This window comes from Aeromonas sp. S16(2024) (assembly GCF_041403065.1).
GTDB lineage: Bacteria > Pseudomonadota > Gammaproteobacteria > Enterobacterales > Aeromonadaceae > Aeromonas.
On sequence record NZ_JBGLQX010000009.1, the window covers coordinates 57,486 to 77,477 of the forward strand.

General features: G+C 61.8%; 18 protein-coding genes and 1 tRNA gene. 13 read left to right on the plus strand and 6 right to left on the minus strand.

Annotated elements, in window-relative coordinates; all coding sequences use genetic code 11:
- Positions 1–262: 262 nt before the first annotated feature.
- From ACB030_RS08770 to ACB030_RS08810, 9 genes are all read left to right on the plus strand, one after another.
- Positions 263–1,594 (plus strand): glutamine synthetase family protein, encoded by a 1,332-nt coding sequence (locus ACB030_RS08770; RefSeq protein ID WP_106885487.1) that lies wholly within the window; start codon positions 263–265, stop codon positions 1,592–1,594.
- A 167-nt stretch (positions 1,595–1,761) separates the two neighbouring features.
- Positions 1,762–3,123, plus strand: a complete 1,362-nt coding sequence (locus ACB030_RS08775; protein WP_371159119.1) for an aspartate aminotransferase family protein — start codon at positions 1,762–1,764, stop codon at positions 3,121–3,123.
- A 54-nt stretch (positions 3,124–3,177) separates the two neighbouring features.
- Positions 3,178–4,275, plus strand: a complete 1,098-nt coding sequence (locus ACB030_RS08780; RefSeq protein ID WP_025328722.1) for an extracellular solute-binding protein — start codon at positions 3,178–3,180, stop codon at positions 4,273–4,275.
- 121 nt (positions 4,276–4,396) lie between these two features.
- A complete protein-coding gene (locus tag ACB030_RS08785) occupies positions 4,397–5,476 on the plus strand; it encodes a polyamine ABC transporter substrate-binding protein (protein WP_371159121.1) in 1,080 nt (359 codons plus the stop codon).
- A 76-nt stretch (positions 5,477–5,552) separates the two neighbouring features.
- Positions 5,553–6,707 carry a polyamine ABC transporter ATP-binding protein gene (gene potA / locus ACB030_RS08790; RefSeq protein WP_005328474.1) on the plus strand — a complete coding sequence of 385 codons (1,155 nt, stop codon included), beginning with the start codon at positions 5,553–5,555 and terminating at the stop codon, positions 6,705–6,707.
- The gene (locus ACB030_RS08795; RefSeq protein ID WP_371159124.1) at positions 6,704–7,609 is read left to right on the plus strand and encodes an ABC transporter permease subunit; all 906 of its coding nucleotides are present in this window, start codon (positions 6,704–6,706) and stop codon (positions 7,607–7,609) included. Before potA ends, ACB030_RS08795 begins: the two co-directional genes overlap by 4 nt.
- A gap of 150 nt (positions 7,610–7,759) precedes the next feature.
- Positions 7,760–8,602: an ABC transporter permease subunit gene (locus ACB030_RS08800; RefSeq protein ID WP_371159126.1), complete on the plus strand. Its 843-nt coding sequence runs from the start codon at positions 7,760–7,762 to the stop codon at positions 8,600–8,602.
- Positions 8,603–8,691: 89 nt separating this feature from the next.
- Positions 8,692–9,417 carry an MOSC domain-containing protein gene (locus ACB030_RS08805; protein ID WP_371159128.1) on the plus strand — a complete coding sequence of 242 codons (726 nt, stop codon included), beginning with the start codon at positions 8,692–8,694 and terminating at the stop codon, positions 9,415–9,417.
- 140 nt (positions 9,418–9,557) lie between these two features.
- Positions 9,558–9,634, plus strand: a tRNA-Pro gene (locus tag ACB030_RS08810).
- Between the two features lie 242 nt (positions 9,635–9,876).
- Here ACB030_RS08810 and ACB030_RS08815 read toward each other — a convergent pair.
- Both ACB030_RS08815 and ACB030_RS08820 read right to left on the minus strand, forming a co-directional pair.
- On the minus strand, positions 9,877–10,404 hold the full coding sequence (locus ACB030_RS08815; RefSeq protein WP_163148366.1) for a hypothetical protein: 528 nt from the start codon (positions 10,402–10,404) through the stop codon (positions 9,877–9,879).
- Positions 10,405–10,527: 123 nt separating this feature from the next.
- Positions 10,528–10,992, minus strand: a complete 465-nt coding sequence (locus tag ACB030_RS08820; protein WP_371159130.1) for a thioesterase family protein — start codon at positions 10,990–10,992, stop codon at positions 10,528–10,530.
- Between the two features lie 133 nt (positions 10,993–11,125).
- On the opposite strand from ACB030_RS08820, the gene recQ reads away from it, so the two are divergent.
- On the plus strand, positions 11,126–12,949 hold the full coding sequence (gene recQ, locus ACB030_RS08825; protein WP_371159132.1) for an ATP-dependent DNA helicase RecQ: 1,824 nt from the start codon (positions 11,126–11,128) through the stop codon (positions 12,947–12,949).
- 172 nt (positions 12,950–13,121) lie between these two features.
- On the opposite strand, the gene ACB030_RS08830 is transcribed toward recQ, so the two are convergent.
- Positions 13,122–13,424 carry a cytochrome c gene (locus ACB030_RS08830; protein ID WP_371159134.1) on the minus strand — a complete coding sequence of 101 codons (303 nt, stop codon included), beginning with the start codon at positions 13,422–13,424 and terminating at the stop codon, positions 13,122–13,124.
- A gap of 104 nt (positions 13,425–13,528) precedes the next feature.
- Here ACB030_RS08830 and ACB030_RS08835 point away from each other — a divergent pair, with 104 nt between their 5' ends.
- From ACB030_RS08835 to ACB030_RS08845, 3 genes are all read left to right on the plus strand, one after another.
- Positions 13,529–14,956 (plus strand): YdiU family protein, encoded by a 1,428-nt coding sequence (locus ACB030_RS08835; RefSeq protein WP_371159136.1) that lies wholly within the window; start codon positions 13,529–13,531, stop codon positions 14,954–14,956.
- Positions 14,957–14,966: 10 nt separating this feature from the next.
- Complete coding sequence (locus ACB030_RS08840) at positions 14,967–15,260, plus strand: DUF3630 family protein (RefSeq protein ID WP_371159138.1); 294 nt, start codon at positions 14,967–14,969, stop codon at positions 15,258–15,260.
- A gap of 105 nt (positions 15,261–15,365) precedes the next feature.
- Positions 15,366–16,040: a 7-cyano-7-deazaguanine/7-aminomethyl-7-deazaguanine transporter gene (locus tag ACB030_RS08845; protein WP_247627556.1), complete on the plus strand. Its 675-nt coding sequence runs from the start codon at positions 15,366–15,368 to the stop codon at positions 16,038–16,040.
- A gap of 271 nt (positions 16,041–16,311) precedes the next feature.
- On the opposite strand, the gene rraA is transcribed toward ACB030_RS08845, so the two are convergent.
- From rraA to cysG, 3 genes are all read right to left on the minus strand, one after another.
- Positions 16,312–16,797 (minus strand): ribonuclease E activity regulator RraA, encoded by a 486-nt coding sequence (rraA, locus tag ACB030_RS08850; protein WP_005328442.1) that lies wholly within the window; start codon positions 16,795–16,797, stop codon positions 16,312–16,314.
- A gap of 208 nt (positions 16,798–17,005) precedes the next feature.
- Positions 17,006–18,430: a magnesium transporter gene (gene mgtE, locus ACB030_RS08855; RefSeq protein WP_371159141.1), complete on the minus strand. Its 1,425-nt coding sequence runs from the start codon at positions 18,428–18,430 to the stop codon at positions 17,006–17,008.
- Positions 18,431–18,573: 143 nt separating this feature from the next.
- Positions 18,574–19,980: a siroheme synthase CysG gene (cysG, locus tag ACB030_RS08860; protein ID WP_371159143.1), complete on the minus strand. Its 1,407-nt coding sequence runs from the start codon at positions 19,978–19,980 to the stop codon at positions 18,574–18,576.
- Positions 19,981–19,992 lie beyond the last annotated feature (12 nt).

Here is a 19,992-nt window from a genome sequence, read left to right on the forward strand (position 1 = left end):
GACAGGGGTTGACTGAGTATCGAGCAGGTTCTGTCCAGCCTTGGCATCGGGCTTGCAGTGGGCTTATCGTGGTACAGGGTGTTTAGTATTTGGTGCCGACTTGGTCATTATATCGGCCGTTGTTTATAGTTTTTTAAACACCACCGCTTGACAATGGCCTTTGTCACGGGCTTTTATGGTGAGGTCGATTACATTTTCTTAACAAGGGTGTTCCTTATATTAGACACCCTTGCCTATGACAACCGTAGAGTCGGGGTTTAACATGGACAGTATCAAGGGCTGGATGGAGAGCAATCGCATCACGGAAGTGGAGTGCCTGTTCCCGGATTTCACCGGCAATGCCCGAGGCAAGATCATTCCAGCCAACAAGTTTCTGCGCGAAGGGGGCATGCGGCTGCCCGAGGTCATCTTCACCCAGACGGTGACCGGCGAGTACCCGGATGACGACAGCATGATTGACCCGCTGGAGCGGGACATGCAGCTCTATCCCGATCCCAACACCATTCGTTTCGTGCCCTGGGCACTGGAGCCCACGGCTCAGGTGATCCACGACTGTTTCGACATCAATGGCAAGCTGATCGACATAGCGCCGCGCTCCGTGCTGCGCCGGGTCTTGTCATTTTACGAGAAGCAGGGCTGGAAGCCGGTGGTGGCCCCCGAGCTCGAATTCTATCTGGTCAAGCGCAACGAAGACCCCGACTATCCGCTGGTGCCGCCGGTGGGCCGCAACGGCCGCCCCGAGACGGCGCGCCAGTCGTTCAGCATAGATGCGGTCAACGAATTCGATCCCATCTTCGAGGACATGTACGACTACTGCGAGGCCCAGGAGCTGGAGGTGGACACCCTGATCCACGAGTCCGGCGCCGCCCAGATGGAGATCAACTTCCTGCACGGTGACGCCATCGATCTCGCCGACCAGGTGTTCCTGTTCAAGCGCACCATGCGGGAGGCGGCCCACCGCCACGGCATCTATGCCACCTTCATGGCCAAGCCCATGAGCGATGAGCCGGGCTCCGCCATGCACATCCACCAGAGCCTGGAAGACGCCGAGGGGCGCAACCTGTTTGGCACCAGCGAAGGGGGCAACTCCGAGCAGTTCATGCACTTCATCGCCGGCCTGCAGAAGTACACCCCGGCGGTGACCGCCCTGCTGGCGCCGAACGTCAACTCCTACCGCCGCCTCACCTTCGGCGAGAGCGCGCCGCGCAACGTGCAGTGGGGCGTGGAAAACCGTACCTGCGGCCTGCGGGTGCCCTTCTCCGAGCCGAGCGCGCGCCGGGTCGAGAACCGCTTCGCCGGTGCCGACGCCAACCCCTATCTGGCGCTGGCCGCCACCCTGGCCTGCGGCTACCTCGGCATGCTGGAGAAGCTGGAGCCGATGCAGGAGATGAAGGCGAGTGCCTATGACCTGCCCTACAGCCTGCCCCGCTCCCTGGAGGAGTCGCTCAGCCATCTGGAGCAGTGCGAGCCCATCAAGGACATGCTGGGGGAGCGTTTCATCCGCGCCTTCGTCGCGGTCAAGCGCAAGGAGTACGAGACCTACTTCGGGGTGATCAGCCGCTGGGAACGGGAATTCCTGCTGCTGAACGTCTGACCCGTCTCGGGAGGGGCGCAGATCCCTCCCGTCACTCTCAAAGCAAGATGGCACTGGCTCGTGAGGGGCCGCCGATGGCGCCCGCTCGCGGCCGCACCGTGCCCGTGGGCCAGCCCATGGATGCCTGCACGACGATCGCTTAAATCGAAGGAACCGAGGAGCAAGCAATGAAGCAGACCACCCGCGAGTGGCAACAGCTGGATGCCAGCCACCACCTGCATCCCTTCACCGACTTTCAGGCCCTGAACAAGAAGGGCAGCCGCATCATCACCAAGGCCGAGGGGGTCTATCTGGAAGACTCCGACGGGCGCCGCATCCTGGACGGGATGGCGGGCCTGTGGTGCGTCAACCTGGGTTATGGCCGCCAGGAGCTGGTGGATGCCGCCACCAGACAGATGCAGCAACTGCCCTATTACAACCTCTTCTTCCAGACCAGCCATCCCCCCGCCGCCGAACTGGCGACCCTGCTGGCCGAGATCACGCCCCCCCATCTCAACCACGTCTTCTTCACCGGCTCGGGCTCGGAGTGCAACGACACCGTGCTGCGCATGGTGCGTCACTACTGGGCCAGCAAGGGGCAGCCCGACAAGCAGGTGATCATCAGCCGTCACAACGCCTATCACGGCTCCACGGTGGCGGGCGCCAGTCTGGGGGGCATGAAGGGCATGCATGCCCAGGGTGGCCTGCCCATTCCCGGCATAGTCCACATCGATCAGCCCTATCACTTCGGCGAGGGGGAGGGCATGAGCGCCCACGAGTTCGGCCTGGCCCGTGCCCGCCAGCTGGAAGAGAAGATCCTGGAACTGGGGGTGGACAAGGTGGCGGCCTTCATCGGCGAGCCTATCCAGGGGGCCGGCGGCGTCATCATTCCGCCCGACAGCTACTGGCCCGAGATCCAGCGCATCTGCGACAAGTACGGCATCCTGCTCATCGCCGACGAGGTGATCTGCGGTTTCGGTCGCACCGGCCACTGGTTCGCCAGCGAAGGGTTCGGCATCAAGCCTGACCTCATGTGTCTGGCCAAGGGCATCACCTCTGGCTACCTGCCGATGGGGGCCGTGATGGTGGGGGACAGGGTCGCCAAAGTGCTGGTGGAAGAGGGGGGTGAGTTCAACCACGGCTTCACCTATTCCGGTCATCCGGTGGCCTGCGCCGTGGCCATTGCCAACATCCAGCTTATGCAAAGTGAGAGCATAGTTAAGCGCGTTCATGATAGTATCGGCCCCTATTTGCAGCGCCGCTGGAGCGAGCTTGCCGATCACCCGCTGGTGGGAGAAACCCGGGCTAAAGGCCTGGTCGCCGCGCTGGAAATAGTCCAGGACAAACAGACTAAACGTCGTTTCCCGGCCGAACTGCACGCCGGGATGACCTGTCGGGAGTTCTGTTTTAACAATGGCTTGGTGATGAGGGCTGTCGGCGATACCATGATCATATCGCCCCCCTTGGTGATCACCGAGGAACAGGTGGATGAATTGGTCAAACTGGCCAGGCTCAGTCTGGATCTGACGGCTGCAAAGCTGCAGGAATAGGCTGAAACCGGGCAGATTGGCTTACGCATACAATTTGCTTAGGAGACAAGGACTATGTCTTTTAAAAAGGGAATGATGGCTGCTTCCGTGGCGCTGGTCATGATGAGTACCGGGGCGATGGCCGACGAGAAGGTGCTGCACGTCTACAACTGGAGCGATTACATAGCGCCGGATACCCTGGAAAACTTCCAGAAGGAGACGGGCATCAAGGTGGTGTACGACGTGTTCGACAGCAACGAGGTGCTGGAAGCCAAGTTGCTGGCGGGCAGTTCGGGTTATGACATAGTCGTGCCGTCCAACCCCTTCCTGGCCAAGCAGATCAAGGCAGGCGTCTTCCAGAAGCTGGACAAGTCCAAACTCTCCAACTGGCAGAACATGGATGTCGATCTGCTCAAGGCGCTCGAACCGAGCGATCCGGGCAACCAGTACTCCATCCCTTACCTGTGGGGCACCATTGGCTACGCCTACAACGCCGAGAAGGTGAAGGCCGTGCTGGGTGCCGATGCGCCTGTGGATTCCTGGGATCTGGTGTTCAAGCCGGAGAACATGGCCAAGTTGAAGGAGTGCGGTGTCTCCTTCCTCGACTCGCCGACCGAAATGCTGCCGGCCGCCCTGCAATACTTGGGCTTCAAGCCGGATAGCCAGAAGCCGGACGAGTTGAAGAAGGCAGAGGAGCTGTTCCTCTCCATCCGCCCCTATACCGCCTACTTCCACTCCTCCAAGTACATCTCGGATCTGGCCAACGGCAACCTCTGCGTGGCGGTGGGTTACTCAGGTGACCTGCAGCAGTCCAAGGCACGTGCCGCCGAGGCCAAGAACGGTGTCAGCCTGACTTACACCATTCCGAAAGAGGGGGCTGGCAGCTTCTTCGACATGATCGCCATCCCGGCGGATGCCAAGAACGTCGAGGCAGCCCACACCTTCATCAACTATCTGATGAAGCCGGAAGTGATCGCGAACATCACCAACGTGGTGCAGTTCCCGAACGGCAACAAGGCCGCCACCCCGCTGGTGGACGAGGCGATCCGTACCGATCCGGGCATCTACCCGACGGCGGACACCCTCAAGAAGATCTACACCTTCCCGGATCTGCCGGCCAAGGTGCAGCGTCTGATGACCCGCAGCTGGACCAAGATCAAATCAGGTAAGTAAGTGACGAGTACCCCTCCCGGTCCGCAGTTCGGCCGGGAGGGTGGTGACCACCCGACAGGTTGGACGGCGCGTATGGATGCGCGACTGGCAAAATCACACAAATGAGGACTGATACGTGCACATGACCAAGATGGCAACGCTGGCCCTGACCCTGGGGTTTGCAAATCTGACCCAGGCAGCCCCTGTGGTTCATTTTTACAACTGGTCCGATTATATCGGCGAGACCACCCTCAGTGACTTTCAGCAGAAGACCGGGATCAAGACCGTCTACGACGTGTTTGACTCCAACGAGACCCTGGAGGGCAAGCTGCTGACCGGACGAACCGGTTACGATCTGGTCGTGCCTTCCAACAATTTCCTGGCCAAGCAGATCCAGGCGGGGGCCTTCCAGAAGCTGGATCCCGCCCTGCTGCCCAATCTGGCCAACCTGGATCCCCTGCTGCTCAAGCAGCTCGACAAGGTGGATCCGGGTCATCAGTACGCCGTGCCCTATCTGTGGGGCACCAACGGCATCGGCTACAACGTCGACAAGGTGAAGGCGGTGCTCGGGGTCGACAAGATTGACTCCTGGGCCGTCATCTTCGAGCCGGAAAACATGAAGAAGCTCTCCCAGTGCGGGGTGGCCTTCCTCGACTCGGCGGACGAGATGATCCCGGCGGCCCTGAACTACCTCGGCCTCAACCCCAACAGCCACGACCCTGCGGATCTCAAGCGTGCCGAAGAGCAGTTGCTCAAGGTGCGCCCCTATGTGACCTACTTCCACTCCTCCAAGTACATAGGCGATCTCGCCAATGGCGACATCTGTGTGGCGGCGGGTTTCTCCGGCGACATACTGCAGGCGGCGGCCCGGGCCGACGAGGCGGGCAAGGGAGTCAAGATTGCCTACAGCATCCCCAAGGAGGGGGGCAATCTGTGGTTCGACATGATGGCGATCCCCTCCGATGCCACCAACGTCAAAGAGGCTCACGCCCTGATCAACTACATTCTCGAGCCGCAAGTGATCGCCAAGGTGAGCGACTACGTGGGCTACGCGAACCCGAACATCAAGGCGGGAGAGTTCATGGACAAGGCCGTGCGCGATGACGAGTCAGTCTATCCCCCCCAGGCGGTGCTGGAGCGTCTGTATGTGCAGGAAGCACATCCCCGCTCGGTGCAGCGCCTGATCACCCGGAGTTGGACCAAGATCAAGTCCGGAACCTAACCTTGGCGCCCATCCCGGGGCGCCAGATTGTATTGATGGATCGGCCCCGGCCGGTATCACCTTTGGGAGTTTGGTAATGGCGATAGCCTCCAGTGCCTACAAGAAAGCCCTCGAGGGCAGCCAGCAGCGTAAAGAAGTGCTGGTCAAAATAGACAGGGTAAGCAAGCAGTTCGACGAAACGCTGGCGGTCGACAACGTGTCTCTCAACATCCACAAGGGCGAGATCTTCGCCCTGCTGGGTGGGTCAGGCTCCGGCAAGTCCACCTTGCTGCGGATGCTGGCCGGGTTCGAGCGCCCCACCGAAGGGCGGCTGTTCCTGGATGGGGTCGACATTACCGACATGCCGCCTTATGAGCGTCCCATCAACATGATGTTCCAGTCCTATGCCCTGTTTCCTCACATGACGGTGGCGCAGAACATCGCCTTCGGCCTCAAGCAGGATGGCCTGCCCAAGGCAGAGGTCGACGCCCGGGTGGAGGAGATGCTCAAGCTGGTGCAGATGACCCAGTATGCCCGTCGCAAGCCGCATCAGCTCTCCGGTGGTCAGCGCCAGCGGGTTGCCCTGGCCCGGTCGCTGGCCAAGCGCCCCAAGCTGCTGCTGCTCGATGAGCCCATGGGGGCGCTGGACAAGAAGCTGCGCTCCAAGATGCAGCTGGAGCTGGTGGAGATCATCGAGCGAGTCGGCGTAACCTGCGTCATGGTGACCCACGATCAGGAAGAGGCCATGACCATGGCGGAACGGATCGCCATCATGCACCTGGGTTGCATCGAGCAGATCGGCAGCCCGATGGACATCTACGAGACCCCGGCCAGCCGGCTGGTGTGCGAGTTCATCGGCAACGTCAACCTGTTTGACGGCCTGCTGGTGGAAGATGAGCAGGACCACGCTACCATCGCCTGCGCGGATCTGGAGCAGCCCATCTACGTGGGCCACGGCATCAGCTCCCGCGCCGAGAACAAGAAGGTGACCTACGCCCTGCGGCCGGAAAAATTGCTGATGAGCCTGCACAAGCCGGAGGAGATCGAGCATCCGGACTTCAACTGGACCAAGGGTGAGGTCTATGACATCGCCTATCTGGGCGGCCACTCGGTTTATCACATCCAGCTGCCCTCGGGCAAAATCGTTCAGGCTTTCATCGCCAATGCCGAACGCCACGGCAAGCGGCCAACCTGGGATGACCAGGTGTTCCTCTATTGGGAAGATGACAGCGGCGTGGTGCTGCAATCATGAAGGCATTGAGACGACTCAAGCAGATGGGGGGGCGCCAGCTGGTGATCGGCATCCCCTTCTTCTGGCTGTTCCTGTTCTTCCTGCTGCCCTTCGTCATAGTGGTGAAGATCAGCTTCGCCGAAGCGGATGTGGCGATACCGCCCTACACCGACGTGGTGAGCTGGGCAGACAATCAGCTCACCATTCTGCTCAACATGGGCAACTACCTGCTGCTGCAGGAGGATGAGCTCTATATCGCGGCCTATCTGGGCTCCCTCAAGATGGCCTTCATCAGCACCCTGCTGTGTCTGTTGATCGGCTATCCCATGGCCTACTCCATCGCGCGGGCCAACAAGGAGACCCAGACCGTTCTGCTGTTGCTCATCATGATGCCGACCTGGACCGCGATCCTGATCCGGGTCTACGCCTGGATGGGCATCCTCAGCAACAACGGCCTGCTCAACAGTTTCCTGCTGGGGATAGGGGTGATAGACGAGCCGCTGCAGATCCTCAACACCAACCTGGCGGTCTATATCGGCATCGTGTACTCCTACCTGCCGTTCATGGTGCTGCCGCTCTACGCCAACCTGGTCAAGCATGACCAGAGTCTGCTGGAGGCGGCCTCCGATCTCGGCGCCCGCAATCTGACCCGGTTCTGGCAGATCACAGTGCCCCTCTCCAAGAACGGCATCATCGCCGGTTGCATGCTGGTCTTCATCCCCGTGGTGGGCGAGTTCGTCATCCCCGAGATGCTGGGCGGCCCCGAGACCCTGATGATCGGCAAGGTGCTGTGGCAGGAGTTCTTCAACAACCGCGACTGGCCGGTGGCGTCCGCCCTGGCGGTGGTGATGCTGGCGGTGCTGATCATTCCGATCATCCTGTTCAACCGCAACCAGGCCAAAGAGCTGGAGGGCAAGGTATGAAAACTGGACTGTTGATTGTCCCCGAGCCATCCCTGTTCAACCATAACCAGGCCAAAGAGCTGGAGGGTAAGGTATGAAGACGGCGCTGTTGATTGTCCCCGTACCATCCCTGTTCAACTACCACCAGGCGAAGGAAGTGGAGGGGAAAGTATGAGGCGCTTTGGTTTTGCCAAGCTTATGCTCTGGCTGGGGCTGCTGTTCATCTACCTGCCCATGATCATCATGGTCATCTACTCCTTCAACGCCTCCAAGCTGGTGACGGTATGGGGCGGCTGGTCCCTGAAGTGGTACTTCGGCCTGCTCGACAACAAGCAGTTGATTGGCTCAGTGTTCCGCTCCCTGGAGATCGCTCTCTACACCGCCATCGCCGCGGTGGCGCTGGGGACAGTGGCCGCCTTCGTGCTGACCCGGATCCCGCACTTCCGTGGCCGCACCCTGTTTGGCGGCATGGTGACGGCGCCCCTGGTGATGCCGGAGGTGATAACGGGTCTGTCGCTGCTGCTGCTGTTCGTGGCCATGGCCCAACTGGTGGGCTGGCCCGCCGAGCGGGGCATGTTGACCATCTGGATTGCCCACACCACCTTCTGTACCGCCTACGTGGCGATCGTGGTGTCGGCGCGGCTGCGGGAGCTGGATCTCTCCATCGAGGAGGCGGCCATGGATCTTGGCGCCAAACCCTGGAAGGTGTTCTTCCTCATCACCATTCCCATGATAGCCCCGTCGCTGGCGGCGGGGGGCATGATGTCGTTCGCCCTGTCGCTGGATGATCTGGTGCTGGCGAGCTTCGTCTCGGGTCCGGGTTCCACTACCCTGCCGATGGAGGTGTTCTCGGCGGTGCGCCTCGGGGTGAAACCCGAGATCAACGCGGTGGCCAGCCTGATCCTGCTGTCGGTGTCGCTGTTCACCTTCGGCAGCTGGTACCTGATGGCGAGGGCGGAGAAACGCCGCCGTGCCGAGATTGCCATGACCACCCAGATGCAGGCCGTCGCCTGACCCCGGGGCTGTTGAGGCCGTCACGCGGCTTGCGCCGACGGCTCAACAGCCCCTAAGATCCGCATTCTCTCATCCGTCAGGAGCATGGAATGCGGATCTCCCTCTTTATCGGCCAGAGCGCCGAGATGAATGCCGAACTCACCCCCGGACTCGTCAGTGCCATCGACAAGCATGAGGCAGGGCATCCCCTGTGGTGCAGCTTCTCGGGCCTGGAGGGCGATGAGCAGAGCGACAAACGCCATCACGGTGGCCCGGATCGCGCCCTGCACTACTATCCCGCGGATCACTACCCCTGGTGGAAGAGCTGGCAAACCGCGCTGGGCCTGCCTGCCCCCCGCACCCCTTGGCAGCCGGCGGCCTTTGGCGAAAACCTCTCCGGTCTCGGCTTGACCGAGGCGCAGGCCTGCATCGGCGACGTCTATCGCCTCGGCGAGGCGCTCATCCAGATCAGCCAGCCGAGATCTCCCTGCTTCAAGCTCAATCAACGCTTTGGCTACTCACACCTCTCCCAGGTGATGCAGCTCAGCGGCCGCTGCGGCTGGTTGCTGCGGGTGCTGGAGGAGGGGCGCGTGGCCCCGGTGGAGGAACTGCTGCTGATGGACAGGCCCTATCCCGAGCTGACGGTGAAGCGCACCGCCGACATCCTGTTCAACCAGGCCCGCCACGAAGGGGACCTGCAACTGCTGCTGGACAACCCGGCACTCTCTCCCAACTGGCGCCAGCATGCGGCTCACTGGCTGGAGCACGGGGTCGTTGCCGATTGGAGTCGGCGTCTGCTGGGACCGGCCGAGTTTCAGCTGCCGCCAAAGGCGTAACTTAGCACCTGGACGAGCCCGGCGCTCCGTATCGCCATGAAACGCTGGATTATTGAGCGTAAAGCCCTTTTTTTACGGCAGATGCAAAAAAAGGCTTGTGTCATGTCGGGGCTTTCGGTAAATTCTCGCCCCGCAGACATCGGTGTGTAGCGCAGCTTGGTAGCGCACTTCGTTCGGGACGAAGGGGTCGGAGGTTCGAATCCTCTCACACCGACCACATTAGAAAAGGCCGCTCATTGAGCGGCCTTTTCGCATTTGGATTTTACCTTTGCCGTTCTCGGCAGACGGGGCAGGAGCGGCATACGGGGTCGATTGTCTGGTGCTGAATGTCGCCCATTAAAAGGGCCACCGCTCGGTGGCCCTACAGGTGGAGTCTGATCCTGACTCCGGCACTCTAGATTGTGGCAATCTCGTTGTGGGTCTTGTCGATGGTGCCCTCCTTGCGCCCTGGGCGCATGATCAGATATGCCAGTGTTGATGCCGCAATGCCTTGAAGCCGTGCTGAGTTTGCAGAGCCGCATGCTTGGGGTACTCACTAATGAAATGTGCTATTCCCTCCATCAGTTGTGACCGCAGAGAAGACACGGGCTCGTGCCAGGCCTGCAGGCAGAGATGACCGGGGATCAGCTGCTCTCGATACGCTTCCAGCAGCTGTTCTGGCCAGGGCTCGATATGGGAATCATGACGCAGTAAATAATGGGCGGCGGGTTCACGGGCATAGATGAACTGAACTTGGGCCAGGTCGCGTTGGCTTAGCGTTTGGCTGCCGATATGGCAAGTCAGATATTTCCCCGTCTTCAGATTCAGGAAGTGACCGCGTTGCCGACAGGCAATGATGCGATACCAAGGCAGGGGTGAACAGAGAGAATACCCCTTCAGCTCCTGTTCCAACCAGTGACGGCACTCGGGCGTCTGCACTTCTTCGCGCATGGACTCGAGCTGTGTCAACAAGGCTCTGGATGGTTGGGTAGCCAGCATCGCGCTCATCGTCTGCAATCCTCCCTCTGCACACAATCCCGACTTCCAGTATGGACCCTGACCGGTGGAGGGGGTAACAATTCTAATGATTAAAATCAGCTTAGAAGCGCACTTTTTATGCAATAAAGGCCATTAGCCGACCAGGTAGGTGCCGGTACCAAAGGCGATATGAGTCCCTTCTTCGTTGTGCAGTTCCATGCGGGCAACGGCCACCTTGCTGCCCGCCCGTATGATGTGGGCGGTGGCGATAAACTCGTTGCCGCGACCGGGGCGCAGGTAGTCCACCCTCAGGTCTATGGTGCCGAGGCGGGAGAAGCGCTCCTTGAGGTAGCTGGGGGAGAAGTCCTCCAGCTCGTCGATGCAGGAGGCGGCGACTATCATGCCGCCCGCCACGTCCAGCAGGCTGGCGGTGACGCCGCCGTGCAGTATGTTGTGAAAGGGGTTGCCGATCAGCTTGTCATCCATCTTGATGCGCAGCTCCACCTTCTCGAAGTCATAGTGGGTCACCTGCATGCCGATGAGCTTGTTGAACGGCATCTTCTCGGCGAACAGGTTGGCAATGCCACTGAGCGCCATTTTCTTCAGCATGTGTTTCATTCTCTGATACCGATCCCTGTCATCAAAGCCGAGTAAAAACTCCAGCCAGTCTGCAACACTTCCTTAACAGTCGCAATGGCAGGTTTATTGTGGGCGGCGGCTGCTTTAGAATGGCGACCCCAAAGGAGAGCCCATGACCGCCATTGCCGACACCTTGCCCGATCCCCCCCTTGCCCTGCTGCAGGCGGTCTTCGGCTACCAGCAATTTCGGCCGGGCCAGCTCGAGATCATCGAACAGATAGTGGCGGGGCGCGATGCCCTGGTGCTCAAGCCCACCGGTGGCGGCAAGTCGCTCTGTTACCAGATCCCGGCCCTGCTGCGGCCCGGTCTCGGGGTGGTGGTCTCCCCCCTTATCTCGCTGATGAAGGATCAGGTGGACAGCCTGCGCGCCAACGGCGTGGCGGCTGTCTACATCAACTCGGCCCTGAGCCGGGAGGAGATGATCCAGAACTTTGCCGCCATGCGTCGCGGCGAGATCAAGCTGGTCTATGTCTCCCCCGAACGGCTGCTGCAGCACGAGTTTCTGGATCGGCTGGCAGAGCTGCCCCTCGGGCTGTTCGCCATCGACGAGGCCCACTGCGTCTCCCAGTGGGGCCACGATTTTCGGCCCGAATACGCGGCGCTGGGGCGGCTCAAGCAGTGGTTCCCCCAGGTGCCCGTGGTGGCGCTCACCGCCACCGCCGACGAGGCGACCCGCAGCGACATGCTGCACCGGTTGGAACTCAATGATCCCTTTATCCACACCGCCAGCTTCGACAGGCCCAACATCCGCTACAGCCTGGTGGAGAAGTTCAAGGGGGCCGAGCAGCTGCTGCGCTACGTGCAGAGCCAGAAGGGCAACTGCGGCATCGTCTATTGCTCCAGCCGCAACCGGGTGGAGGAGGTGGCAGAGCGGCTCTCCCGCCACGGCTGCAAGGCATCGCCCTATCATGCGGGCCTGCCGCTGGATCAGCGGCTGCGCACCCAGGATGCTTTCCTCAAGGACGACGTCGAGATAGTGGTGGCGACGGTGGCGTTTGGCATGGGCATCGACAAGCCCAACGTGCGTTTCGTGGTGCACTACGACATCCCGAAGAACATCGAATCCTACTATCAGGAGACCGGCCGAGCCGGCCGTGACGGCACCCCCGCCGAGGCGCTGCTGCTCTACGATCCCGCCGACATAGGCCGGGTGCGGCGCCTGCTCGACAACATAGAAAACCCCCAGCAGTTGCAGGTGGAGCAGTACAAGCTCAACGTGATGGCGGCCTTCGCCGAGGCGCAGACCTGCCGCCGTCAGGTGCTGCTCAACTATTTTGGCGAGTACAACGACAAGCCGTGCGGCAACTGCGACATCTGCCTGGATCCCCCCAAGAGCTATGACGGCACCGAAGATGCCCAGAAGGCGCTCTCCTGCGTCTGGCGGGTGGGGCAGAACTTCGGGGTGGGTTATGTGGTGGAGGTGCTCAGGGGCTCGCTCAACCAGCGCATCAAGGATCACGGCCACGACAAGCTGTCGACCTACGGCATCGGCAAGGATCAGAGCCACGAATACTGGATGAGCGTGATCCGCCAGCTGATCCACAAGGGGTTGCTGACCCAGAACATCACCCGCAACCTGGTGTTGCAGCTGACCGAGGCGGCCCGCCCCGTGCTGCGCGGCGAGACGACGCTGGCCCTGGCGGTGCCGCGGCTGCAGCCCATCTCCAGCCGCAAGGAGAAGCGCAGCGGCCTGCTCGACAACGCCAACTACGATAAGCGGTTGTTCAAGGAGCTGCGCGGTCTGCGCAAGCAGATTGCCGAGGATGAAGAGGTGCCGCCCTACGTGGTGTTCAACGACGCTACCTTGGTGGAGATGGCCCAGCTGATGCCGATGACCGAGGACGAGATGCTGGCTATCAACGGTGTCGGTCACCGCAAGCTGGAACGCTTCGGTGAGGCCTTTATGAACCTTATCATCGAGTATTGCCGGCGCTAGGAGCACAACAGGGGTGGAGGTCGATGCCGAGATGCTGACGGTCATCGGCGTCGGTCACCGCAAGCTGGAACGCTTCGGTGAGGCCTTTATGGACCTTATCATCGAGTATTGCCGCCGGTAGGGTCGATTAGCGCAGCGTAATCGACCGCATCGGGGATAGGGCGTCGTCGGGCTACTTCAGGCTGGCGTAATAGGCCGCCAGGTTCTCCATGTCCGCCTCGGTCAGCATCGCCATGAAGGGTGCCATCAATGGCTCGGTGCGGCTGCCCTCCTTGAAGGCTTTCATCTGTTTCAGCAGATAGGCAGCGTTCTGTCCGGCCAGATGAGGATAGACGGGGACACTCGCCTTGCCATCCACCCCATGACAGGCGGCGCAGACAGTCGCCTTGGCCTTGCCCGCGTCGATGTCGGCGGCCTTGACCTGATGTCCCCAGGCCAGTGCCAGCAGCGGCAGGGCATATATCCATTTTTGCATTGTTTTCTCCGTGAAATGAAATAGCGCGATCGCCTGTTAGCCTGTGCGGGCAGACGGCGGTATAAAGAGTGACACGAGCATACGCAGGGACGAATCACGCCACCATGAAGTTGATCAACACTTTCGCCACCGAACTGCCCTGGGCCTGCGAGCCCGTGGCCCCTCAGCCCCTGCGTGAGCCCAGGCTGCTGCACCTTAATCAGGGGCTGCTGCGGGAGCTGGGGCTCGGTGAGGTGAGCGAGGCAGACTGGCTCGCCTGCTGCGGACTGGGGCAGCCGTTGCCGGGCATGCAGCCGGTGGCCCAGGTCTATGCGGGCCATCAGTTTGGCGGCTACAGCCCGCGTCTGGGGGATGGCCGCGCCCTGCTGCTGGGGGAGCAGCTGGCGCCGGATGGCCAGCGCTGGGATCTGCACCTGAAGGGGGCGGGCAAGACGCCGTTTTCCCGCTTCGGCGACGGCCGCGCCGTGCTGCGCTCCAGCATCCGCGAATACCTCGCCTCAGAGGCGCTCCATGCCCTCGGCATCCCGACCACCCGGGCCCTGGTGCTGGTGGGCAGTGACGAACCCGTCTACCGGGAGCAGGTCGAGAGCGGGGCGACAGTGCTGCGCACAGCGCCTAGCCACCTGCGCTTCGGCCACTTCGAGTATTTCGCCTGGAGCGGTCAGGGGGAGAAGATCCCGGCTCTTATCGACTATGCGCTGCGTCACCACTTCCCCGAACTGGAAAGCGGTGCCGAGCTGTTCGCCGAGGTGGTGCGGCGCACCGCGCGCCTCATCGCCAAGTGGCAGGCGGCGGGCTTCTGTCACGGGGTGATGAACACAGACAACATGTCCCTGCTCGGACTGACCCTGGATTACGGCCCCTACGGCTTTATCGATGCCTATGTGCCCGACTTTGTCTGCAACCACTCGGATCCGGGGGGTCGCTACGCCCTGGATCAGCAGCCGGCGGTGGGCTACTGGAACTTGCAGAAGCTGGCTCAGGCGCTGGCGGATCAGGTGGATGGCGACGCCCTGGCGGCATCCCTGGCCCAGTACGAGCATCAGCTGATGCTGCACTACTCCGAGCTGATGCGTGAAAAACTGGGGCTGGAAAGCTGGGAGGATGAGGACCCTGCCCTGTTCCGCCAGCTGTTCCAGTTGCTGGCGGCGCATCGGGTGGACTATCACCTCTTCCTGCGCCGTCTGGGTGAGCTGACGTCTCAGGGGGAGTGGCCCGCCTCCCTGCTGGCGCTGCTGCCGGATCCCGCCCCCTGGCAGGGATGGCTCGACGCCTATCGACAGCGGCTCATTCGGGAGGGTAGCCAGGATGGGGCGCGCAAGGCGCGGATGGATGCCGTCAATCCCAAGTACGTGCTGCGCAATGCCCTGGCCCAGCAGGCGATAGACGCCGCCGAAACGGGGAACATGGCGCCGTTCGAGCGGCTGTTTGCCGCCCTGCAGCCCCCCTTTGACGAGCAGCCGGAATACGAGGATCTGGCGACCCCGGTGCCCCAGTGGTATTGCGGTGGCGAGCTCTCTTGCAGCAGTTGAGGAACAACAGATGAACTGGCGTGTCATGCAGACAGATCGGGAGGCAGGGGTGGTGTTGCTGGCCTGCCCGGGCCTTGACTGGGACAACTTCCCGGCTCTTGCCGAGGAGCTGGTCGAGGGGTGGGAGCTTATACCGCTCGAGCGGGAGTGGGGAGCGGATCGCCACAGCTGGCTGCTGGAGTTCGAAGGCAGCCGGTTGCGGCTGGAGTATGAGCAGCACAGCGGCTGCTGGCTGGAGGCGGCGCACCCGGACGACAGGGAGGTGGTGCTCTGGCTCGGCCGTCAGCACTCAGCCGTCTCATAGCATAAGGATTGAACTATCCGCGTCGGGGCGTATAATCTCGCCCCTCAATTATCGCCATGGTGGCGGTATGGGTTCCCTAACCCCATTAACCAAAAAGGTCACAATATGAATCTGACCCCTGCTCAGCACCAGACGGCGCTGGTGCGTCTCTCTTTGTTCCACATCCTGATCATCGCCAGCAGCAACTACCTGGTGCAGCTGCCGATCACCATCTTTGGCTTCCACACCACCTGGGGTGCCTTCAGTTTCCCGTTCATCTTCCTGGCCACCGATCTGACGGTGCGGATCTTCGGCGCCGGACTGGCCCGCAAGATCATCCAGACCGTGATGCTGCCGGCCCTGGCCGTTTCCTATGTGCTCTCCGTGCTCTTCTTCGAGGGCAGTTATCAGGGCATGGGCAACCTGGCGGAGTTCAATCTCTTCGTGGCGCGCATCGCCCTGGCCAGCTTTATGGCCTATCTGGTGGGCCAGTTCATGGACGTGGTGGTGTTCAACCGCCTGCGGCTGCTAAGGGCCTGGTGGGTGGCACCGGCCGCCTCGACCCTGTTCGGCAATCTGGTGGATACCATCGCCTTCTTCAGCATCGCCTTCTGGCGCAGCACGGATCCCTTCATGGCCGAGCACTGGGTCGAGATCGCGACCGTGGATTACGTATTCAAGCTGCTGATAAGCCTGGGATTGTTCGTGCCACTCTACGGCGTGCTGCTGCGCTATCTCAGCCGCAAGCTGGTGGGGGAGGCCGGCCTGGCCAGTCTGCAAACGGCCACACGACAAGCCTGACGAGATTGACCACCCGCGCGGTGGTCATTTTTTTGCACTTTTTACAAATAAGGCTTGCACAGTTAAATGAGAATGATTATTGTTACCTTGTTTTCCGGGAAAGACTTCATTCGTTCCAACGTGATGGACTTCTTGTGAAGGCACGACATTGCTCACATTGCTTCCAGTTAAGGGGCCAGTTGTTTACTGGCCCTCTTTTTTTGTCTGTTTTTCAGCAAGTTGCAGCCATAAAAAATGGGAGCCAAGGCTCCCATCTTCAGTCTGTGTCTGCTTATTCGATGTCGAGCGCATCGGGGGAGAGGATCACCCCTGTGGTGTCGGCGTAGAGGTGATCGTCCGGCAGGAAGGTGACACCGCCGAAGTTGACCGGCAGATCCGTCTCTCCCACATCCTTGTGGTCGGCACCGACCGGGATGGCGGCCAGGGCCTGGATGCCGATGTCGAGATCTTCCAAGATGTCGACCTCGCGCACGCAGCCGTAGCAGACGATGCCTTCCCACTCGTTTTCCGCCGCCGTGGTGGCGATCTCGCTGTCGATCAGGGCCCGACGCATGGAGCCGCCGCCGTCGATCAGCAACACGCGGCCGACGCCGTTCTCTTTGACGACTTCACGGATGAGACCGTTCGATTCGAAGCATTTGACCGTGGTGATGACGCCGCCGAAAGAGGCACGGCCGCCGAAGGAGCAGAGCATGGGTTCGAGTACATCCACCATGTCCTGATAGATGTCGCACAGTTCTGAAGTGTTGTATTCCATTGTGTCAGATCCACCGCTGGAAACAGGTGGATCCAGTATAAGGAGTGGGGTCGGCATTTCAACGACTATTCCTTGCCCGGAGGCGGGAATCCCCGTTTTTGTCGCGGTGGCGCCCCCCGAATTCCTATGTGGGACAAAGACCTGCATCCTGGATGGCGCGCGTCGGAACCACCAGATTGCCGGGCATCCTGGTGGCGAGCATCGGAAGTTAGAGCAGGAACAGGGTCGCGAGACCGAGGAAGATAAAGAAGCCGCCGGTGTCTGTGATGGCGGTGATCATCACGCTGGCCCCCACCGCCGGGTCTCGCCCCAGCCGACTCATGGTCATGGGGATGATGACCCCCATCAGGGCCGCCACCAGCAGATTCAGCACCATGGCGAGCGTCATGACGGCGCCCAGGGCCGCATCCTGATAGAGGAAGTAGGTAGCGACCCCCATGGTGCCGCCCCACACCAGGCCGTTGATCAGAGCCACTCCCAGCTCCCGCCACAGCAGGAAGGAGACGTTGCCTGGCTGGATGTGCTGCAGCGCCAGGGCCCGCACTATCATGGTGATGGTCTGGTTGCCTGTGTTGCCGCCAATCCCCGCGACTATGGGCATCAGGGCCGCCAGCGCCACCAGCTGCGAGATGCTGTGCTCGAACAGGCCTATGACCCTGGAGGCCACGAAGGCGGTGCAGAGGTTGAGGGCGAGCCAGGCCCAGCGGGTCTTGACCGCCTTGGCGACAGGGGCGAACACGTCTTCTTCCTCGCTGATCCCCCCCATGCGGCGCAGATCGGTGTCGCTCTCCTCATAGACCAGGTCCACCACTTCGGCGACGGTGAGCCGTCCCATCAGCTTGCCCTTGCCATCCACCACGGCGGCGGAGACGAGATCGTCCCGCTCAAAGGTACGAGCCGCCGCCTCGTCGTTGTCTTCCGGATCGAAGGTGACGGGGTTCTTCTCCATCACGTCTTCCACCCTGGTATCCGGCTTGTGCAGCAGCACTGTGGTGAGGGGCAGCTCCCCCTGCAACCGGTTGCGCCTGTCGGTGACGAACAGCTTGTCGGTGTTGGCGGGGATCTTGCCGAGCTGGCGCAGATAGCGCTGCACCGTCGCCAGGCTTATGTCGGCCCGCACCGTGATCAGCTCGAAGTCCATCATGGCGCCGACAGTGTGCTTGCCGTAGCGGATCACCTCCCGCACCCGGTCGCGCTGGTCGGGGGCCATGGAGGTGAGCAGCCGACCCATCAGATTGCGGGGCAGGTATTGGCCGAGGTAGATCTGATCGTCGATGTCCAGGGTGCGCAGGGCGTGCAGCAGCGCCTTGTCGCTCATGCCGCTGATGAGGCTGTCCCACACCGTCTCCGACGCCTCCACCAGGATCTGGCCGTGGCGCTCCGGGTCAACCTGCTGCCACAGCACCTGGCGCTCGTCCGGCGGCAGAGACTCCAGGGCATCGGCGACGTCGGCGGCCGGCAGGCTGTTGACCAGACGCGTCAACTCGCTGGTCTGATTCCGCAGCTCGGCGTCCTGCACCCCTTGGGGATCGAGCAGGCTGTCGGTGAGGGCATCGTCGGCCAGCAGCAGGGTAAGGATGCGGGCTCTGTCGTGTTCACGCTGTTTGGCGCTGTTCTTGGGGGGGAGAGACATGCAGCAAGATTCCTGAATTCGGTTGGCCGGATGGCCTTGCTACATAGGATACCAAATTCAAAACAAGAGGTTATGACAGTAAATGCAGGATAAAGAAACGCCACCCCAAGGTGGCGCTTTCAATATTGGCGTTGGGCGCAGTCTCAGGCCGATGCCGCGATCCGCGCTGCGTCATTGCCCTGGCCGAACCAGGCGAGCTTGTCCGCCAGCGTCACCACTGAACCCACCATGATAAGGGCTGGGCTCTCGACCCCGACCGCCAGCTCGGGTAACTGGTCGAGGGTGCCGCGAATGACCCGCTGGCTCGGCTGGGTGCCGCGTTCGATCAGCGCCACCGGGGTGTCGCCCCCCTTGCCGTGGGCCAGCAGTTGCTCACGGATCACGGCGCAAGACGAAAGCCCCATATAGAACACCAGGGTCTGTTTGTCCTTGGCCAGCAGGGGCCAGTCGAGATCCCGGGCGCCCCCTTTGCCGTGGGCGGTGACGAAGCGCACGCTCTGGGCGTGATCTCTGTGGGTCAGCGGAATGCCGGCGTAGGCGGCGCAGCCGCTCGCCGCCGTGATCCCCGGCACCACCTGAAAGCCGATGCCAGTACCAACGAGCGTCTCCAGCTCCTCGCCGCCACGGCCGAAGATGAAGGGGTCACCTCCCTTCAGCCGCACCACCCGCTGGCCCTTCTTCGCCTCCTCCAGCAAGAGCTGGTTGATGCCCTCCTGCGGCACGCAGTGGTGGCCCGCCTGCTTGCCGACGAAGATGCGCTTGGCATCCCGACGCACCAGCGCCATCACCTCGTCGGAAACCAGCCGGTCATAGACCACCACGTCCGCCTGCTGCATCTGGCGCAGGGCGTGCAGGGTGAGCAGGCCCGGATCGCCGGGGCCAGCACCGACCAGCACGACTTCGCCGTGAGCCTTGCTCTCCTCGGCAAACAGGCTGTCGGCCAGCTGATTGGCCGAGGCGCCATCCCCCCGCGCCAGCGCCTGCCCGAGCCGATCCGCCCCGAGCAGCCGTTCCCAGAAGCGGCGCCGCTCGCCCATGGTGGCGAAGCGGGCCTTGACCCGCTCCCGCAGGCCACCGGCGAAGGCCGCTACGGCACCCAGATGCTGGGGCAGCAGGGCTTCCAGTTTTTCCCGCAGCAAGCGGGCCAGCACAGGCGCCTTGCCGCCGGAGGAGATGGCCACCATCAGCGGCGAGCGATCGATGATCGACGGCATGATGAAGCTGGAGCGTTTCGGGTCATCCACCACGTTGGCGAAGATCCGCGCCTGATTGGCGCTCTGGTAAACCAGCGCATTCACCTCGCGCCGATCGGTGGCGGCCACCACCAGCCACTTGCCCGCCAGTTGTTCCGATGCAAATTCACCGGCCAGCCACTCGATGCTGCCGTTGGTAGCCAGTTCCGCCAGCTCGGGGTCGAGCTCGGGCGCGACCACTGTGAGCTGGGCACCGGCATCCAGCAGCAGGCGCGCCTTGCGCTCTGCTACCTCGCCGCCGCCGACCAGCAGCACGGGTTTGTTGTCGAGTCGGCAAAAGATGGGCAAGTAGTCCATGGGGCCTCCGGA

What these genes read in the sequence shown, in the direction of transcription:
- ACB030_RS08780 (WP_025328722.1), top strand. Translation starts at nt 3,178, where the DNA reads ATGTCTTTTAAAAAGGGAATGATGGCTGCTTCCGTGGCGCTGGTCATG.
- ACB030_RS08815 (WP_163148366.1), bottom strand. Translation starts at nt 10,404, where the DNA reads ATGAGCGCGATGCTGGCTACCCAACCATCCAGAGCCTTGTTGACACAG.
- ACB030_RS08805 (WP_371159128.1), top strand. Translation starts at nt 8,692, where the DNA reads ATGCGGATCTCCCTCTTTATCGGCCAGAGCGCCGAGATGAATGCCGAA.
- ACB030_RS08845 (WP_247627556.1), top strand. Translation starts at nt 15,366, where the DNA reads ATGAATCTGACCCCTGCTCAGCACCAGACGGCGCTGGTGCGTCTCTCT.
- recQ (WP_371159132.1), top strand. Translation starts at nt 11,126, where the DNA reads ATGACCGCCATTGCCGACACCTTGCCCGATCCCCCCCTTGCCCTGCTG.
- ACB030_RS08785 (WP_371159121.1), top strand. Translation starts at nt 4,397, where the DNA reads ATGACCAAGATGGCAACGCTGGCCCTGACCCTGGGGTTTGCAAATCTG.
- potA (WP_005328474.1), top strand. Translation starts at nt 5,553, where the DNA reads ATGGCGATAGCCTCCAGTGCCTACAAGAAAGCCCTCGAGGGCAGCCAG.
- rraA (WP_005328442.1), bottom strand. Translation starts at nt 16,797, where the DNA reads ATGGAATACAACACTTCAGAACTGTGCGACATCTATCAGGACATGGTG.
- mgtE (WP_371159141.1), bottom strand. Translation starts at nt 18,430, where the DNA reads ATGTCTCTCCCCCCCAAGAACAGCGCCAAACAGCGTGAACACGACAGA.
- ACB030_RS08770 (WP_106885487.1), top strand. Translation starts at nt 263, where the DNA reads ATGGACAGTATCAAGGGCTGGATGGAGAGCAATCGCATCACGGAAGTG.
- ACB030_RS08795 (WP_371159124.1), top strand. Translation starts at nt 6,704, where the DNA reads ATGAAGGCATTGAGACGACTCAAGCAGATGGGGGGGCGCCAGCTGGTG.
- ACB030_RS08775 (WP_371159119.1), top strand. Translation starts at nt 1,762, where the DNA reads ATGAAGCAGACCACCCGCGAGTGGCAACAGCTGGATGCCAGCCACCAC.
- ACB030_RS08830 (WP_371159134.1), bottom strand. Translation starts at nt 13,424, where the DNA reads ATGCAAAAATGGATATATGCCCTGCCGCTGCTGGCACTGGCCTGGGGA.
- ACB030_RS08835 (WP_371159136.1), top strand. Translation starts at nt 13,529, where the DNA reads ATGAAGTTGATCAACACTTTCGCCACCGAACTGCCCTGGGCCTGCGAG.
- cysG (WP_371159143.1), bottom strand. Translation starts at nt 19,980, where the DNA reads ATGGACTACTTGCCCATCTTTTGCCGACTCGACAACAAACCCGTGCTG.
- ACB030_RS08800 (WP_371159126.1), top strand. Translation starts at nt 7,760, where the DNA reads ATGAGGCGCTTTGGTTTTGCCAAGCTTATGCTCTGGCTGGGGCTGCTG.
- ACB030_RS08840 (WP_371159138.1), top strand. Translation starts at nt 14,967, where the DNA reads ATGAACTGGCGTGTCATGCAGACAGATCGGGAGGCAGGGGTGGTGTTG.
- ACB030_RS08820 (WP_371159130.1), bottom strand. Translation starts at nt 10,992, where the DNA reads ATGAAACACATGCTGAAGAAAATGGCGCTCAGTGGCATTGCCAACCTG.